The sequence below is a fragment of the Microcoleus sp. PH2017_12_PCY_D_A genome, from assembly GCF_020738565.1.
Lineage (GTDB): Bacteria > Cyanobacteriota > Cyanobacteriia > Cyanobacteriales > Microcoleaceae > Microcoleus.
Genome location: NZ_JAEQCI010000054.1, coordinates 23,594 through 39,316 on the forward strand (window position 1 = coordinate 23,594; position 15,723 = coordinate 39,316).

A 15,723-nucleotide genomic window follows, 5' to 3' on the forward strand; every position below is an offset into this window, starting at 1 on the left:
TAGTCACTTGCTTAGCGCGACTAAACTATGGTGACAAGAATATCTTGAGCGTGAGTGTCAACTTTCATCGTTTCCCCTTCATAAACTTGAATGATTTTGCCGGTACCGTCGATGACAAAAGTCACGCGCTTGGCATAATCGCCTTTCTCAACATCGTAAGCTTTGGTAATTGCGCCATCAACATCTGCTAATAGCTGGAAAGGCAAACCGTACTTTTCTGTAAACTTTTGGTGCGATTCTTCGTTGTCGCGGCTGACGCCGAGAACAACTATATCTTTGCCCTTGTATTCTTCATGGGCTGCTTTGAAGCTTTGAGCTTGTCTGGTGCAGCCCGGGGTGTCATCTTTGGGGTAGAAATACAAGATTACGGTTTTACCCGTGAAGTCAGAGAGGGAGACGGTTTTGCCGTTTGTGTCTTTGGCGGTGAATTGAGGAGCCGCGCACCCAACTGGTAATGTCATAGTTTTGTTGACCTTGCGATTGATAAACATATTTTAGTTGATTTTGGGCTTCGGCGATTGAAATCGCTTCTACACATACGAAGTCCGCCTACGCGGACTGAAGAAAAGACTACGGTGTCTCACAATTGAGTAGACACCTGCAAATTATTTAAACTTCAGCCGGGTGTTTTTGGGATTCTAGCCAACGATCGTAAGCTGTTCGATCGCCTCCGAATGAGTCAAGGGTGACAGGCGATCGCTCGTATTGCTTCAGTGGAGGATTTTCTATGGGTTTGTAGGCGCAATAGCAAATACAAATTGAGTCAAATTCTGCGCCATAGGGAGCGGGAATTTCAGGGGTGTATTCGTGAACTTTCACAACCTCCCAGCCGCTGTCTCTGAAATGAGTTGATGCACTTGGAAACATTGGATCGATCGCACTGGGGACAATAACGCTTTCGGTTAAACGATCGCCCGGTGCTGGGGATGGCTTGCCACTAGAGTCATAATGCTCGGCTAATGTCCAAATCAATGACTTAACCGAGCCTGCATTGGCTACTCGGTAAAAGCTTTCTCCTACTTTTGTTTCGGTGAGCGATCGGTATTTTTCCAGTTCACCTTTTTCTGCTCTGAAAATAATGTATTTACGCATCTTCTTTTCTCTCATTGAAGTAATCACCTTGACTCAAGTCCATTGGCGACGGAGGAAACTCGCAATTTCCATCAAAAATGCAATCAACGCTCAAGATAGAATTACCAGTTTCTTCTACATTTTTAAGCTGCCAGCCGTATTTTTCTTCCATATTAATGCAAGCCTCTTCGGTTGTAGCTGCATGGCGCGTCTCATTTTTTTCATCATCATACCGAGGTTGTGACATAATTAATATGCTCCCTTGTTGGCTGTTTCAACATTTGGAGTAGTCGTCTTGTCCGGGTGTTGCCGCAATCGGACAGGACGCTTATCCTTAGTTTATAGTATACAGCAGGCGCTCTGTATAATGTCTATCTTTAATTTGTTAAATAAAATATGATTAATTTCTCAACTGCGATCGTCAGAAAAAGTTCTGATTATTGGGTTTACAGAGCCAGAGATTGAGGGGATGATTAGTTAAGTCCGCATTAATATGCTCCTGGTTGGCTGTTTCAACATTTGGAGTAGTCGTCTTTGCAACTCAGAAATGCGATCGCACAAAATCACTTTTACAGCCAAACTCCTCTCACCCGTTCTAAAATAGAAGAGACAACCTATATTAATTCGCTACCATGTCGATCGCAGTAATTCAAGAACATATCGAAATCACCCCTGGAGTGTGCGGGGGAAAACCCCGTATCGCCGGACATCGCATCCGAGTTCAGGATATAGTTGTTTGGCACGAACAAATGGGAATGTCACCAGACGAAATTCTGTATCACTATCCCAGCATTACTTTATCTGATATCTATGCAGAAGAGAGCCTATTATCACGATCGCCCAGATGAAATTCGCTCTGCGATCGAAGCAGATGCAGAATTTGCCCGCCAATTGAAAGCTCAAACCCCATCGCTATTGCAACAAAAATTAAAAAATCGCCAGCATGGGTAAGATAAAATTTCATCTCGACGAAAATATAACTCTTGCTATAGCGAATGGATTGCGAAGACGCGGAATTGATATCACTTCGAGTATTTGTAAAATTGAGTGCCGGCAGCAGAAACTTGGTACTGGGGAATAGTTCTATCGGCTTGTTTTCTGCCTTGACTTGCGGGCGCTCGTGTGTTAATTTATTAATGTGCAATCATAATTGTTTTGCACAATAATTTATTTAACGCTCCAAATATGATTGATTTCTACAGTGTTATCATCCGCAAAAGTGCCGATTATTGGGTAGCTTTGTGTTTGGAAAATGGATTAGTAGGACAAGGAAACACTCCCGAACAATCCATCGATAAACTCAAACAGGCGATCGAATCTTTTTATGAAGTCTATGAATCTGAATCGAATATTTATCTCAGTCCTCTTGCCATTAATGAATTGCACGAGTTTCTGACCTTAGAAGATGCCGAAGCCTCAGATACTTATGAACTAAGAAAAGTTTATGCCTAAAAATCTCCCATCTTTAAAACCTAAAGCATTAATTAAAATTTTAGAGAAAAATGGCTGTCAATTTTACCGAGAGGGCAAAGGGGATCATCGTTTGTATGTGCGTGAAATTGAAGGTCAAAAAAGAGTGGTTCCGATTGATATAGGTGCTGGGGAAATGTCACCAGCTTATGTGTTGCGGATTTTTAGGCAATTTGGGTTTACAGATTCAGAGATTGAGGGGATGATTAATTAAGTAAGTTGAACTAATATTAATCTTGACAACAAGTTCTAACATATTCTCGAACAACAATAGATAAATCAAACAATACTTGATTTCCTTCTATTCTTGTGAGTAAATAACGTTGACCCAACGATCGCAACCCATTCATTAAGTCCATTGATGACATAGATAAACTTTGCCTTAAATCTTCTCTTGACACAGGTACATCCAATTTACTTAATTGTGAAAGAATCTCTTGCTCTGTGGGTGATAGCCGTTTGAATAATTCAGTCAACCGAGATTTCATATCTTTAGTGACAATTAAACTGTCTTCTTTTAAGAAATCAGCAACTTTGCCACCAAAAATACTTTTAATTAAACTGGCAATATCTTTTAAATCAAGGAAATTTCCTCCGTACATATCGCTAAACTCCGCCCAGGCTTCATCATCTTTTAAACCCCATTTTTTCAAGATTTCTGTATGGTCTAATCCTTGTAAATCTAAGCACTTAATAGGATATAAATCCTCATCCAGGCTAATCATTTCTTGACATTGTTCCTGACTTATTAAAATGAAGCTGCTTTGATGTTCTAGATTTGTCATCATTTTCAATAAATTTTGGAAATTTTTAAATTCCGTTTTGAACTCTCCTGCCAATTCTCCCTTAATAAATAATTCTTGGAAATCATCAAGGATGATTAAACATCTTTGTTGACGCAAAAGATTGAAAAACTGAGTTAACTTATTATCAGTTTGAGTAGAATCGCGATCGACACCTGTGATGATTTCATTAATAATGTTATCTAAAGATTGAGATAGTTGGATATTTTTCCATATTACTACATCAAAATGTTGTAAATTGAGGTCAACAAACTGTTTGACTAGGGTGGTTTTGCCAATTCCACTTAATCCTAAAACAGAAACTAGATGAAGATTTTGGTCGATCAACCAGTGGGAGAGGGTTTGAAGTTCGGTTGTGCGATCGTAAAAGCTGGTGATTATCGGTGCTAGAGTTAAATCGCGATACAGAGATTTAGATTGATTCTCAGTTATATTCTGTTGAGTGTCTTTGTTTGTATTATATAAAATTTCTCGATTAAAATTAAAATTATAATTGCTACCGTTTACATGACAAATATTTTGATTTTGAGATGATTGTATATGTAGTCTTTGGAAGGTAGAGCGAAAATTGCTTTTGTTAATATCTTCGCCTAACTGTTTAGATAAAATTTGCCATAACTGACGCCCTACATTTCTAACACGACTTTCACTACGCTTGCAATCATCAGCAATTTCATCATAGGTCTTTCCCTGGTAAACCCCTGTAATTACAGCCTTTTGAACATCATCTAAGTGTTTGCCAGTCTTAGTGAATACCAACTGATCGGCACATTGTAAAACCTCTGTAACATTCATAAAATGTATCCACAGTAAATTTCTGACAAAATTATAGTATATTTTAAGACATTATATTAAAATTTGTTAAAACAGTTTTAATTTTTGGAAAAAACACGAGATAAAATAAGACATTTCAAGCTTGTGTTCGCTTACATAACTATGTATAGTGATTTTTATGATTTTGTTTCAAAGAAGGCACTTCAGTATGTCAATGCCCCAAAGAATGACTGATGCTAATCTTAGAGATATTCCATCCGGTCTATCTGGCATTTATGCAATATACCATGATTTTGATGGAGAAATTGATACTGCTTATGTAGGAAGAGCTAAAGGGACACCCGGAAGTTGTATTAAGACAAGACTGCAAAAACATTTTAGTGGTAAAGATAAGCAGCGCATTGGAACTGTGATATCCAGCCACCAAGATGACTTTTTCTTTTCTTATGAAGTGATTGAAAGTTATGAAAAATTGAAAAGAATTGAAAAATCCGAAATTTTCAATATCCTACCAGCGGGGAACGTCCAACGTAATTTCAAGATTGAAGATTTAGGTATAGAGTGAGTGAATTATAAAATTTTAAAAAATTCATCTTGCTCAGACCAAGTTCAACATAAGTGAGTGACAAGAGAGGTAAAAGTTTATGAGTGATGGTCAAAGTGTTAAGTATGCAGTGGATTTGGTAATGTGTATTGACGGCACAGGTTCTATGGGTCATTTGATTGAAGAAGTGAAGTCACTCGCTCTCAAATTTTACGATGAGTTAGAAGCTGAGATGAAAGTACAAAGTAAAAAAGTAGAGCAATTGAGAGCTAGGGTAATTGTCTTTCGGGATTATTGGGCAGATTCAGCCGATAAAGTGATGCAATGTTCTGAGTTTTTTGACTTGCGATCGCAGTCCTCCGATTTTGCTAATTTTGTCTCTCCAATTGAAGCTGATGGTGGTGGGGATGAACCGGAAAATGGGTTAGAAGCGGTTGGTTTAGCACTTAAATCTAACTGGGAAAAAGGAGACTTTAGTAAGCAACGATATGTCGTAGTTCTTTTTACTGATGCTAGCGCTCATAGCTTAGATAAAGGCCCTAAACCCAGTCACTATCCCAATGATATACCAAAAACTTTTAATGATTTGACAGATTACTGGCATGAAATGCCAACACCAGTCAAGCGTTTATTATTGTTTGCACCTGATGCTGAACCTTGGACAATGATGGGTAGTTGGGAAAATACGATTCATTATGTTTCGGAAGCAGGTAGGGGATTAGAAAAAACAGAGATGAAAGAAATTTTAAATGCCATCGCCAAGAGTATATAAGTAGTAATTAGTAGGGTGCGTCAGTTCTAGGGTGCGTCAGATTTTTAAGTTACTGTTTAAACAAATAGCTTGGCTTTTCGGACGCACCCTACACCTCATTTTTTTTGACAAACATATAACCTTATCACAAATTAATTTATGACTATGACTAAGTTTAATTTAGTAGTCAACATAGAAGTTATCGAAGACAAAGGTGAAGATGCTAATCTATTTGATGCAGATTTTAGAGAAAATCTTTTGATAGGCGTGTTTGACGGTTTAGGAGGTCGATCTGCTGGTTATGATCGCAAAACAGGGGGGCGTATTGCCTCAGAAGTCGCATCTCAAATCAGCAAAAAGTTCTTTAAACAATGGAATGGTAAAATAACGCCTGAAAATGTCATTTTACTGCAACAAGAAATTTGCAGCTCACTGAAAATTCTAGCCGATACTAATATGCCGAAAACTTCATCTCGGCTAAAAGGTTCTTTAATGGAACATAGACTCTGTACGACGATCGCGCTGGCTAGCATTCCCAAGCAACAAGGACAAGAAAAAATAAAAATTTTTGAAGCTGACTTAGCTTGGATGGGAGATTCAAGAATTTATTTTCTCAGTCCAACTAAAGGTTTACAACAACTGACCAAAGATGACTTAAAAAGTCCCAAAGATGCCTTAGAAATGTTGAGACAAGATCCACCCATGTCTCAATTTTTAACTGCCGATCTAAATCCGAGATGGCAAATTCATTATCAGCGTCATAGAATAGAAGAACCGGGCTGTTTTTTAGCTTGTACTGACGGCTGTTTTCAGTATTTTTCTGCTCCTTGGGAATTTGAAAAGTTGTTGCTAGAGATGCTCTATAAGTCAGAAGGGGATACAATGGAGAAAAATACTTGGCAACAATTAATTAAACAAAGATACACAGAGATTAAGCAAGATGATGTTTCTTTAATTCTCTATCCAGGAGGATTTAATGGGATAAAGCACTTAAAGAGTTCTTATCAAGAACGTTTGCAGTATCTCCAAGAAAACTTTATGCCTCCTACGGCTAATGCTCGCTATGAGGATGTACAAACTCTGTGGGAAAAGTATAGAATTGATTATGAATATTATTTCCAATTTATTCAATATACTGAGCCACCAGCTAATTTTAAACCGTCATTTTCAGAAGATAAATCCTCCCTAGTCATTTCAACCACCTCAAATTTGAGTAGAACTGACCAATTCAAAGAAATTAGTGACTCATCCAGACAGAAAGCAGCATCTAAGGCTGAAGAAATTCAAAGTTTGTTGGATCGGGCTAACTCTTGTTATGAAAATAATCAGTTAAAAGAAGCTGAAAATTTCTGCCATCACATTTTAAAGATTGATGCTCATCACAGTGAATGTAAATATCTTTTAGGATTGATTTACACTCAATCAGCTTTTATGGAAATAGATTGTTATCGAAAACAACAATTATTCCAAAATGCCGCTTTATATTGGAAGAATGAAGTTCTAAAAAATCCTGGGGAAAAACTCATACACTCATACCGACACTTAGGTTTTATTTACTATAAATTGAGTCAATGGCAGAAGGCCGTTGACTCTTATCAATCATCTTTTAAACCTGAAGCTGCCGAACAACTCAACGATTGGGAAGAACACTTAGAAGCATTCGTTATCTCTCTGAACTTAATAAGTAATAAATACGAGACAGCCAATTTAGCGATTCAGTTATGTCAGAAAATAGCTAACAGTTTTTCCTCCGAAAATAAAGCATATGCTTATTACTTTATGGCGGTTTTACAAGAAATAAAAGGAGAATTATACCCCGCATTAATAAGTATTCAAGAAGCCGTGAAAATATATAATTCATCTTACTCTTCTGGAGTTAAGTATGAAAAGTTGCAAAAAGCACGACAAAAACATCAAGAGATTCAAAATAAATACTACTACCACAGGTCATATTAATAACCTATGTCTTACAAAAAAGGTGATGTTATTGCTGGAAAATATCTAGTAACCCGTGAATTTGATAGCGCCAACGGTGGTCAATGTCAATGGGGTTTTGCGGTGTGCGATGGAAACGAATACTTTGTCAAAAAATTCCTCAGTCCAGTCTATCCAGGCGAAAATGCACCAGGGAGCGAAAAAGGAAAACAAAAACGGCGCGATCAGTGTGAGAAATTTGCTATAAAACAACTAGCAATTCAAAATGCACTATCGGCTTGTGGTGCGGGGGGTTCAGTCGTAGTCATGGTGGACTTTTTTAAATATGGCGATGACTATGGCGAACATTTCTTCAAAGTCTGTCAAAAAGTCGATACTAGCTCTTTATCAAATGAAATACATACACTAGAGACAAAAAAGCGTTTATTTGTGATGCTAACCGCAGCAGGGGCGCTGAAAATTTTGCACTCAAATGGTATTGTCCATCTTGATTTGAAACCTGACAATGTGTTGATTAAAGAATGGGAAGGAAGACAAGTAGCCAAAATTATTGATTTTGATAGCAGTATTCTTGAAGGAGAATCAATTGCGGCAGAATTTTTAGTAGGCGATCCGGTATATTATTCCCCTGAATTTGCTAAACATATTGCCACAGGTGGAGAAACGCCAGCGCCTACTAAAAAATCCGATATTTTTTCTCTAGGTTTGATTTTCTGTCAATACTGGACAGGTAGTCGTCCGATTTTATCAGGAAGCTATACTTATGCTCACGAAGCTGTTTTGGATGGAAAAAAACTTGAATTGCCGTCTATTACAACTAAAACTAAATTGCGCGGAACTATGATTAATAACGAAAATCCCCTCAATGCAGAAGTGGGTAAGCTAATAAAGAGATGTTAGGTTTAAGCCCTAAAGAAAGACCTGATATCAATCAAGTCCATCAACAAATCAAAAAGCTTTATAATAATGGTGTTCCACCGAAGGATGGGAAAAATAAGCTAAGCATCAATATGAAACCTAAATTATAGATTTTTTGAACCAATGAAAAAAACCTACCGTTGTAAAAGTTGTGGGCATCAAGTTGTTTCACTGATGAAGCCTTCTGAGTGCGAGGTTTGTACAGGTCGAGAATGGACAATATTAGCTACGAGTAAACCGATTAATTCAGGAGATGAACCTATGGCTATTGATAAAGATATATTCTCTTCGTTTAAATTCCGCTCAACGATCGAGGGTTACTGCCAAACTATTGGTTGGAATATTTCTAGTATTGACAATAGAATAGCGACAATTAAGTTTAATATGGACTCTGGCAGCACGCAAACTTTATTTATTGTCAAGTACGATTCAACCCTAGAGTTTTCTTGCCCGAGTGGTTTAAAATTCGACGATGAAGATGATATACCCCATCGTTTATCTACGTTACTTCTCACGCAAAATGCTACTTATAAACTGGGATTTTGGGGGATAGAAACTATCGGTGGAAAACAAACTTTTTCAATTATTCATAACGCGGAGATTAGTTTAATAGATGTCACTTATTTTGCCAGGGTCGTCACTAAGTTAGTAGAAGAATGTGATAAATTTGAACAGACCATAGAAGAATTAATCAACAGCTAATAGTTAGAAGACCTAGGAATTGCTTTTTGGGATTTGGGAGTTTTGGGGATGGGCGATCGCCCATTTCCAACACCCATAACTTCAACCGCTCAGTTGTGGGTATATTTTTCAGAACTCTGCTTGGCTGACTCTAAATAGGTAACAATCAAAAATATAGTACCTATTCAGAGCCAAATCAATGACTTTTATTCCATCCGAAGCGTTTAAATCAATTAACTATCCCAGCCGCACTGTCAAAAGAGCCGATCGCGCGATCCGGTGCGCCCCTTTTCAATTACACTTCTTCCAGACCATCCGCAACAACAGCGTTTTCCTAAGCGCGATCGCCTCAAATGCGGGTGTCGAAAGCGGCTACACGCGATCGCCCGTATCCGAACTCGCAGCCGAAAACTCGCTGCTGTGGCTGATTCAAGTCGGCGTTTTGCGGCGCGAAGTAGACGGACAAGGAATTACCGACAGTTTTCGCCTCACCCCGCTGGGCCGCCAACTCGTGGAAAAATGGGAACAGCAAGGAAATAGCTTACCGACTGCTTCATTGTGCGATCGCATTGGAAATGCCCTTAGCCGAGGGTTCGGACTATTTTCATAACGCAATACAGTTCAGATAAGAGCGTTAAGGCGGTAAGGTGTGCGCTGCACACCTGCATAATTGGATTTTAATGAGGACTGAAGTCCTCACTACTAACGCCCATTTCTCACCCCGAATTTTCCGGCAATTAGCGCTGATTTAAAAAGCGGCTAGCCATCGACATGGCGTCAGTAATATCTACGTCGCCGTCTCCATCTCCATCTAAAAACGCATTCAAAACGGGATTTCCGCCCTGGGCTGGATTTTGGGCGTTGCCGCCGGTTTGCAGCAAATTGAGTACCAAGGGCACTAAAACAGGGATCATCGCTTGCACTGTCTCGTTATTCAACCCGGTTCTTTGGGCGATATCGGTCACTATTTGCGTCAGTTGACCACCCCCGAACAAACTCTGTACCGCTTGTGCATTGGGATTTGTGCCGCTAAATTGGTTGACAACTTCTTGAGCTTGTGCGTCTCCAGATTGCGATCGCACGTCTTGCAAAGCCGATCGCACGTATCCGCCCAAAACCGACATTGCTAGCTGAGTCGTGCCCGCATCGACGCCCTGGTTGCCGCTCAACTGTTCTACCGCACCCAGAATGTTGCCCAACTGATTGGGGCTTGCTTGTTGGTTGGGATTGTCGATCGCGCTCAAAATTTGGTCAAAGAGTCCCATAATTTTCGCTCCTAGCTGTAATTGCTCCACTCTAGATTAACCGATCGCCCATTACCAATTGCCAATTACCTTTTTCCCCATTACCAATTACCTTTTTCCCCATTACCAACTCCCATAATATATTCTAATGTTCGATCGGCAGGGCGATCGCAAATTCCGTCCCCATTCCCACCTCAGACCAACAATTAATCGTCCCCCCGTGTTTCTTGACGATAATATCGCGGCCGATTGCCAATCCCAAACCAGTACCTACACCTCTCGGTTTAGTCGTAAAGAACGTTTCAAACATTTTTTCTAGACTTGCCGCAGGTATTCCCGTACCGTTATCAGAAATTCGCACCACCACTGAGTCGTCGTCCAAGTATTCTGTAGCGATCGCAATCCTCGGCGAAAAACTCGGTGCTTCCTGTTTAATTAACTCCGAACCCGATTGTTTTCTCGCCTCCTCATAGCTCGCTTTCTCAATTTTTGCTTTCTCTTCCACAGCATCGAGTGCATTGTTCAGAAGGTTGACAAACACCTGGTAAAGCAAACCCATGTAGCCTTCCACGGTCGGAATATCCCCGTAATTTCGCACCACTTCAACGCCCTGTTTGAAGCGGCTGTTGAGAATCAGCAAACTGCTATCTATGCAGGCGTGCAAATCGACCGCATGAGGTGCCGCATCGTCCAGGCGAGAAAAGTCTTTCAAACTTAAGATAATAGCTTTGGCTCTTTCTGCACCCACTTGCATTGAGTCAAATATTTTCATCAAATCTTCTTTGAGAAAGTCAAGGTCTATTGCTTCAGCTTTTTCGTAGACTGCGATCGGTGGATTGGGGATTTGTGTTTCGTAAGTTTTGAGCAAATCCAAAACATCTTCAACGTAATTTCTCGCCGGATCGATATTGGCATAGATAAAATTGATTGGGTTGTTAACTTCGTGAGCAACACCTGCCAACATCCGCCCCAAAGTTGCCATTTTCTCATTTTGAAGTATCTGACTTTCTTGTTCTGATTTCAATTCTTGTAGCAAGTGATTTACTTTCTGAATCAGTTGGTTCAGCGAAGCTGCTAATGCTCCCACTTCATCGCTGCTGGTAACTGGTACTTGCAACTGAAAATTAGATTCTTGGGTGACTCTCTGAGCGATTTTAGTGACAGCGGCGAGGGGTTTGGCGATCGCCCGACTGGTGTAGCTCGCTAGCAGTGCTGCAACTACGATCGACAGTACCATGCTACCAAAAATTATTTGTACCCGCAGCGTCTGGGCTCGCAGCAGGGCTGAGCGCGCTGCATCTTCTTGCAATGCGGCGCGATCGATAATTTCTGCTAAATCATTGACCGCGTTATCTAGTTGCAAGCCTATTTTATCTCTGTTTAAATTCGACAGCAACTTAAGTCTGACATTTTTTTGATCGCGATTTGCTGGCAAATTACTAATTGTTTTATTAACTTTTTCTAACTGGGTAATGTAATTCGACAGCAGCGAATCGTAACTCTTTATAAAATCTTGTAAGCCTTCTACCTGCTCTTGGTCAGTCTGACTTTTAACTTCAGATAGCAACTCTTTCAAACTGTAAATATTGTTTTGTATTTGTTGGTATTTTTGATTAAATATTTCTGGCTGTTCGAGCCAGTAAATCAGCCGCAGTTGGCTGTTTTGCGTCCGCAGTAAAGCCACCTGCAACTTATTTAAAAGCTGACTTTCTCGATCGATGTGTACTTGATTGTTAGTTCTGCGATAGTAATGATTCCCCGCCAGCATCCCGACAGTCGTTCCCCCAATCGCAACACAAAGAGCCAGTGCGTAGCCGCCGCAGATTTTGTCGCTAATACTGAGGTTGCCGAAGTAACGGGCTATTTGACTCAAATAATTTGGCTTTGGTGGCTGACTCTCTTCGACGTTATCCTCGCAAGAGGTAGGGAGTTCTTGTGAAGGCTGATTTAGATGTTTGAGCTGCATAGATGCGAACCTGTGAATAATTCACGCACTGACAATTCAGTTTAACTTAACTCGCGGATGATTAGAGAGTACCGCATCGATCGTTAATCTAATAATTTTTGTTAATCGGGACGCTCTTAAGCTGCCGTATCAACTGGGTTTCTCCTTTCCGCGCTCGCGAGCTTCCCGGATGTATTTATACCATTTTTGATTTGAGATTTTAGATGAAAATGACTTATTCCGTAAGGGTTTGAAGCACGGCGACCGACCGTTGCATTCTTTTGGCAAACTGGTATTGTGTTAAGAAACCGGGTTTCTACTTACTTAATAAAATATTTAGTTTTATGAATAAAAATTGTCGGCGCGCGATCGCATAAATCACCGAATAAATAATTAGGTGTAAATAGACCGGCAAAGGCTTTCGGGCGGGTGAGTGCAGCTATAAACTGTCTGAAGTAGCTACAATTGCAGCCGGAGGGCCGATCCTCTTCGAGGGCTTCGCTAACGCACTTGTCCGTCCAGATCGCACCCTACCGACAAGCAGAATCGGGATTTGCAGGCGTTTGAGTGCGATCGGGCGCTTCAACAGTTCCGACTTCTCGTGAAAATGTAAAAATCAAAGCATAACCCTTTTATTTGCCCCAGCCCTCATGCCTTTGCCGCGCCTGTTAACATTAATTGCCGCTTTCTGCCTCACCCTGGGGTTGATTATTGGGCTGCTGAGTTCCTTAACGGGGCTTTACAGCCAAGTTGCGTGGTATGCTTCACCGCTGCTGGCTAATTTGCTAATTTTGCTGATAATTGTACTTTTAGCAACGCTAATTTTTGCGCTGTTTTATTATTTTAGACTTCTACAACGCCCTCAGAAAGTTAAGGGAAAACGGGCGATTAATCCCAAGGTTCCTGTTGTCAAAAGTGAAGCAGCTTCCGAAAATCTCAAAGCAATCAGGCAGCAAGTCGATCGCATTCAAGACGAAGTAGCACGGCAAGCTTTGCTGTTGAGAGCCCGGGAAATAGAAGCTAGCATGGCCCGCGGCAATGTTCGGATCGTTGTTTTCGGTACCGGTTCTGCGGGCAAAACTTCGGCTGTGAATGCCCTGGTGGGGCGGATGGCGGGACAGGTAGGGGCGCCGATGGGAACTACCGAAGTTGGAGAAACTTACACTCTTTCATTGAAAGGGATCGATCGAGAATTAGCAATTACTGATACCCCAGGCATCTTGGAAGCGGGAGTAGCGGGGACTTATAGAGAGGAATTGGCGCGGCAGTTGGCGGCCCGGGCTGATTTGATCTTATTTGTGTTGGACGGCGATTTGCGCAAATCTGAGTACGAACCGCTGCGGACTTTGGCCGAAATTGGCAAAAGGTCGATCGTGGTTTTTAATAAAGTAGACCTTTATCCCGACAGCGACAGAGACGAAATTCTCGATCGGCTGCGACAGCGAGTTAAAGGTTTAGTATCAGCAATGGATGTAGTCGCCATTAGCGCCAACCCGCAAAAAGTTGTACTAGAAAGCGGGACAATATTTCAGCCAGACCCCGATATGATGCCATTAATTCGGCGAATCGCAGCAATTTTGCGAGCCGAAGGCGAAGACTTAATTGCCGACAACATTTTGCTACAATCTCAGCATTTAGGAGACCAAGCACGCAAGTTAATTGACGCTCAAAGACGGCGCGCCGCTGATAAAGTAGTAGAGCGCTTTCAGTGGATCGGAGCCGGAGTAATTGCCGTAACGCCTTTACCAGTTGTAGATTTGTTAGCGACAGCAGCAGTTAACGCTCAAATGGTAGTAGAAATTGCCAAGATTTACGGCTGCGAATTAAATATCGATCGCGCGAAAGAATTGGCATTGTCTCTCGCCAAAACCCTAGCCAGCTTGGGAATAGTTGAAGGAGTAATTCAAGTAGTGTCGAGGGCGCTGCAATTAAGTGTAGCCGGATTTGTACTTGGCAAAGCAATTCAAGCAGTCAGCGCCGCTTATTTAACCAGAATTGCCGGGAAAAGTTTTATTGAATATTTTCGCCACGATCAAGATTGGGGCGACGGCGGCATCGCCGAAGTCGTGCAGAGGCAGTTTCAGTTAAATCGGAAAGACGAGTTTGTCAAAGCATTTGTCAAAGATGCGATCGCCCGCGTTGTCGAGCCTCTGAACATTTATCAGCAAGAAGAATCGGAACCCGAATTAGAAATGGCAGCAGAAGTGGAACCAGAACCATTGTATCAGCACCCGGGCGACGATTGGGAAACCCACAGCAACAAGCGCAACGATGAATGGTAATATTATGTCCCCTCAATGACAGTAATAAAAAACGGTTCGGTTCGTAGTGAGGACTTTAGTCCGCATCCGGTTCGTAGTGAGGACTTTAGTCCGCATCCGGTTCGTAGTAAGGACTTTAGTCCGCATCCGGTTCGTACGTAGTGAGGACTTTAGTCCGCATCCGGTTCGTAGTAAGGACTTTAGTCCGCATCCGGTTCGTAGTGAGGACTTTAGTCCGCATCCGGTTCCTAGTGAGGACTTTAGTCCGCATCCGGTTCCTAGTAAGGACTTTAGTCCGCATCCGGTTCGTAGTGAGGACTTTAGTCCGCATCAACTACGCTTGACTTGCATTCCGAACGCTCAAACCCATCTTATTGTGGTCATTCTCTTCGGATATGTGAAGTCAGACAGGAGTTTTAGCCCCTGTCTGACTACTAATTTGAGAGCTGGAAACAGCCTTATTTGAAATTATATCATGTCCGGTCGATTGACCGCGCTCCGATTCGTTTGTAGTGAGGACTTTAGTCCTTGCAATTGAAGGACTAAAGTCCTCACTACGAACCTTTTTTATTATGGTAATCGACCGGAAATGAAATTAGTCCATCGCATCTGCGGCTCTTTCTGCTGCTCGTTGAGTTCTGTCAATATCTCGATTCACTTTTTAGCGAACATTGTCCGAAGCATCTTCAGCGTTTATTTTGCATTTCGCGCTGCATCATTGATATTTTCTTGGCCGCCGCTGGTATTATATCTCAGCGACTCAGTACCCTCAGCAGCTCTTTCTTTTGCTCCCTCGGTGGCTTCTTTAACAATCCCTTTTGCTCGCTTCAAGCCTTCGCGAGTGTTTTCCTTAAGATTAGCAAAGCCTTGTTTGGTTTTGTCGCCAAACTCATCAGCTTTCTGCTGAGCGGTGCGAACATTGTCATTCACCTTTGCGCCAATTTGATCGAGTTTGTTCGGCGCGTCGTCTGCTACCCGCCGCACATTTTCGCGCACATTGCTACTAGATTTGGTTTCGATTCGGCGCTGGGCTTCCTCTTTGAGAAGCTTAGCTTTTGCTTCAACTCCTGTAGCGGTTGGGTTTCTGGGATCGTCATCGCTGTATTGATTCTGCCCGCCTTTGTATACCGAAGTTACAGCCCCGGTCGGCACTTCTTCTCTAATTTGGTCGGCAGTTTTGCCGACTATCACATCAGAACCCTTGCAGGCCGTGCTCACAAATACTAAAATGCCGACAAGAAAGACTGTTAAAATTTGTACAGCTCGAATTTTTTTCAGAAAAGCAGTTAGTCTGTTCATAAAAATGCTCCTTTCTATTGTGACTTT

At 41.5% G+C, this 15,723-nt stretch carries 18 protein-coding genes; 11 read left to right on the plus strand and 7 right to left on the minus strand.

Features of this window, described 5'->3' with window-relative positions; translation table 11 throughout:
• Positions 1-20 precede the first annotated feature (20 nt).
• The 3 genes from JGK39_RS16945 to JGK39_RS16955 all read right to left on the minus strand — a co-directional run bounded on the left by JGK39_RS16945 (position 21) and on the right by JGK39_RS16955 (position 1,318).
• Positions 21-461 (minus strand): peroxiredoxin, encoded by a 441-nt coding sequence (locus JGK39_RS16945; RefSeq protein ID WP_293258867.1) that lies wholly within the window; start codon positions 459-461, stop codon positions 21-23.
• Between the two features lie 148 nt (positions 462-609).
• A complete protein-coding gene (locus JGK39_RS16950) occupies positions 610-1,092 on the minus strand; it encodes a hypothetical protein (protein ID WP_293296939.1) in 483 nt (160 codons plus the stop codon).
• Positions 1,085-1,318 carry a hypothetical protein gene (locus JGK39_RS16955; protein WP_293296938.1) on the minus strand — a complete coding sequence of 78 codons (234 nt, stop codon included), beginning with the start codon at positions 1,316-1,318 and terminating at the stop codon, positions 1,085-1,087. Before JGK39_RS16955 ends, JGK39_RS16950 begins: the two co-directional genes overlap by 8 nt.
• Positions 1,319-1,703: 385 nt before the next feature.
• Here JGK39_RS16955 and JGK39_RS16960 point away from each other — a divergent pair, with 385 nt between their 5' ends.
• From JGK39_RS16960 to JGK39_RS16970, 4 genes are all read left to right on the plus strand, one after another.
• On the plus strand, positions 1,704-1,919 hold the full coding sequence (locus JGK39_RS16960; RefSeq protein WP_366048909.1) for a DUF433 domain-containing protein: 216 nt from the start codon (positions 1,704-1,706) through the stop codon (positions 1,917-1,919).
• A complete protein-coding gene (locus tag JGK39_RS33615) occupies positions 1,882-2,022 on the plus strand; it encodes a hypothetical protein (RefSeq protein WP_366048908.1) in 141 nt (46 codons plus the stop codon). Before JGK39_RS16960 ends, JGK39_RS33615 begins: the two co-directional genes overlap by 38 nt.
• Positions 2,023-2,256: 234 nt before the next feature.
• Positions 2,257-2,523, plus strand: coding sequence for a hypothetical protein (locus tag JGK39_RS16965; protein WP_293296937.1), 267 nt, complete (start codon positions 2,257-2,259; stop codon positions 2,521-2,523).
• A complete protein-coding gene (locus JGK39_RS16970) occupies positions 2,516-2,755 on the plus strand; it encodes a type II toxin-antitoxin system HicA family toxin (protein ID WP_293296935.1) in 240 nt (79 codons plus the stop codon). The genes JGK39_RS16965 and JGK39_RS16970 overlap by 8 nt, the downstream gene beginning before the upstream one ends.
• Positions 2,756-2,771: 16 nt before the next feature.
• Here JGK39_RS16970 and JGK39_RS16975 read toward each other — a convergent pair whose 3' ends face one another.
• Positions 2,772-4,139, minus strand: coding sequence for an NB-ARC domain-containing protein (locus tag JGK39_RS16975; protein WP_293296933.1), 1,368 nt, complete (start codon positions 4,137-4,139; stop codon positions 2,772-2,774).
• Between the two features lie 205 nt (positions 4,140-4,344).
• Between JGK39_RS16975 and JGK39_RS16980 the strand changes: the two genes are divergently transcribed.
• From JGK39_RS16980 to JGK39_RS17005, 6 genes are all read left to right on the plus strand, one after another.
• On the plus strand, positions 4,345-4,683 hold the full coding sequence (locus JGK39_RS16980; protein ID WP_293296931.1) for a hypothetical protein: 339 nt from the start codon (positions 4,345-4,347) through the stop codon (positions 4,681-4,683).
• Positions 4,684-4,762: 79 nt separating this feature from the next.
• Entirely contained in the window at positions 4,763-5,434 is a 672-nt protein-coding gene (locus tag JGK39_RS16985; RefSeq protein ID WP_293296929.1) for a VWA domain-containing protein, read from the plus strand.
• A 144-nt stretch (positions 5,435-5,578) separates the two neighbouring features.
• Entirely contained in the window at positions 5,579-7,369 is a 1,791-nt protein-coding gene (locus tag JGK39_RS16990) for a protein phosphatase 2C domain-containing protein (RefSeq protein WP_293296927.1), read from the plus strand.
• A gap of 6 nt (positions 7,370-7,375) precedes the next feature.
• Positions 7,376-8,248, plus strand: a complete 873-nt coding sequence (locus JGK39_RS16995; RefSeq protein WP_293296925.1) for a protein kinase — start codon at positions 7,376-7,378, stop codon at positions 8,246-8,248.
• A 141-nt stretch (positions 8,249-8,389) separates the two neighbouring features.
• Positions 8,390-8,968 (plus strand): hypothetical protein, encoded by a 579-nt coding sequence (locus tag JGK39_RS17000; protein WP_293296923.1) that lies wholly within the window; start codon positions 8,390-8,392, stop codon positions 8,966-8,968.
• A 178-nt stretch (positions 8,969-9,146) separates the two neighbouring features.
• Complete coding sequence (locus JGK39_RS17005; RefSeq protein ID WP_293296921.1) at positions 9,147-9,557, plus strand: Npun_F0494 family protein; 411 nt, start codon at positions 9,147-9,149, stop codon at positions 9,555-9,557.
• Between the two features lie 127 nt (positions 9,558-9,684).
• Here the strand turns inward: JGK39_RS17005 and JGK39_RS17010 are convergent, their stop codons facing one another.
• Both JGK39_RS17010 and JGK39_RS17015 read right to left on the minus strand, forming a co-directional pair.
• Positions 9,685-10,212, minus strand: a complete 528-nt coding sequence (locus tag JGK39_RS17010) for a hypothetical protein (protein ID WP_293296919.1) — start codon at positions 10,210-10,212, stop codon at positions 9,685-9,687.
• A 124-nt stretch (positions 10,213-10,336) separates the two neighbouring features.
• Positions 10,337-12,157 (minus strand): HAMP domain-containing sensor histidine kinase, encoded by a 1,821-nt coding sequence (locus JGK39_RS17015; RefSeq protein WP_293258873.1) that lies wholly within the window; start codon positions 12,155-12,157, stop codon positions 10,337-10,339.
• Positions 12,158-12,786: 629 nt separating this feature from the next.
• Between JGK39_RS17015 and JGK39_RS17020 the strand changes: the two genes are divergently transcribed.
• Complete coding sequence (locus JGK39_RS17020; RefSeq protein WP_293296918.1) at positions 12,787-14,418, plus strand: GTP-binding protein; 1,632 nt, start codon at positions 12,787-12,789, stop codon at positions 14,416-14,418.
• A 672-nt stretch (positions 14,419-15,090) separates the two neighbouring features.
• Here the strand turns inward: JGK39_RS17020 and JGK39_RS17025 are convergent.
• A complete protein-coding gene (locus tag JGK39_RS17025) occupies positions 15,091-15,696 on the minus strand; it encodes a DUF6658 family protein (protein ID WP_293254990.1) in 606 nt (201 codons plus the stop codon).
• Positions 15,697-15,723 lie beyond the last annotated feature (27 nt).

What these genes read in the sequence shown, in the direction of transcription:
- JGK39_RS16945 (WP_293258867.1), bottom strand. Translation starts at nt 461, where the DNA reads ATGACATTACCAGTTGGGTGCGCGGCTCCTCAATTCACCGCCAAAGAC.
- JGK39_RS16950 (WP_293296939.1), bottom strand. Translation starts at nt 1,092, where the DNA reads ATGCGTAAATACATTATTTTCAGAGCAGAAAAAGGTGAACTGGAAAAA.
- JGK39_RS16955 (WP_293296938.1), bottom strand. Translation starts at nt 1,318, where the DNA reads ATGTCACAACCTCGGTATGATGATGAAAAAAATGAGACGCGCCATGCA.
- JGK39_RS16960 (WP_366048909.1), top strand. Translation starts at nt 1,704, where the DNA reads ATGTCGATCGCAGTAATTCAAGAACATATCGAAATCACCCCTGGAGTG.
- JGK39_RS33615 (WP_366048908.1), top strand. Translation starts at nt 1,882, where the DNA reads ATGCAGAAGAGAGCCTATTATCACGATCGCCCAGATGAAATTCGCTCT.
- JGK39_RS16965 (WP_293296937.1), top strand. Translation starts at nt 2,257, where the DNA reads ATGATTGATTTCTACAGTGTTATCATCCGCAAAAGTGCCGATTATTGG.
- JGK39_RS16970 (WP_293296935.1), top strand. Translation starts at nt 2,516, where the DNA reads ATGCCTAAAAATCTCCCATCTTTAAAACCTAAAGCATTAATTAAAATT.
- JGK39_RS16975 (WP_293296933.1), bottom strand. Translation starts at nt 4,139, where the DNA reads ATGAATGTTACAGAGGTTTTACAATGTGCCGATCAGTTGGTATTCACT.
- JGK39_RS16980 (WP_293296931.1), top strand. Translation starts at nt 4,345, where the DNA reads ATGACTGATGCTAATCTTAGAGATATTCCATCCGGTCTATCTGGCATT.
- JGK39_RS16985 (WP_293296929.1), top strand. Translation starts at nt 4,763, where the DNA reads ATGAGTGATGGTCAAAGTGTTAAGTATGCAGTGGATTTGGTAATGTGT.
- JGK39_RS16990 (WP_293296927.1), top strand. Translation starts at nt 5,579, where the DNA reads ATGACTAAGTTTAATTTAGTAGTCAACATAGAAGTTATCGAAGACAAA.
- JGK39_RS16995 (WP_293296925.1), top strand. Translation starts at nt 7,376, where the DNA reads ATGTCTTACAAAAAAGGTGATGTTATTGCTGGAAAATATCTAGTAACC.
- JGK39_RS17000 (WP_293296923.1), top strand. Translation starts at nt 8,390, where the DNA reads ATGAAAAAAACCTACCGTTGTAAAAGTTGTGGGCATCAAGTTGTTTCA.
- JGK39_RS17005 (WP_293296921.1), top strand. Translation starts at nt 9,147, where the DNA reads ATGACTTTTATTCCATCCGAAGCGTTTAAATCAATTAACTATCCCAGC.
- JGK39_RS17010 (WP_293296919.1), bottom strand. Translation starts at nt 10,212, where the DNA reads ATGGGACTCTTTGACCAAATTTTGAGCGCGATCGACAATCCCAACCAA.
- JGK39_RS17015 (WP_293258873.1), bottom strand. Translation starts at nt 12,157, where the DNA reads ATGCAGCTCAAACATCTAAATCAGCCTTCACAAGAACTCCCTACCTCT.
- JGK39_RS17020 (WP_293296918.1), top strand. Translation starts at nt 12,787, where the DNA reads ATGCCTTTGCCGCGCCTGTTAACATTAATTGCCGCTTTCTGCCTCACC.
- JGK39_RS17025 (WP_293254990.1), bottom strand. Translation starts at nt 15,696, where the DNA reads ATGAACAGACTAACTGCTTTTCTGAAAAAAATTCGAGCTGTACAAATT.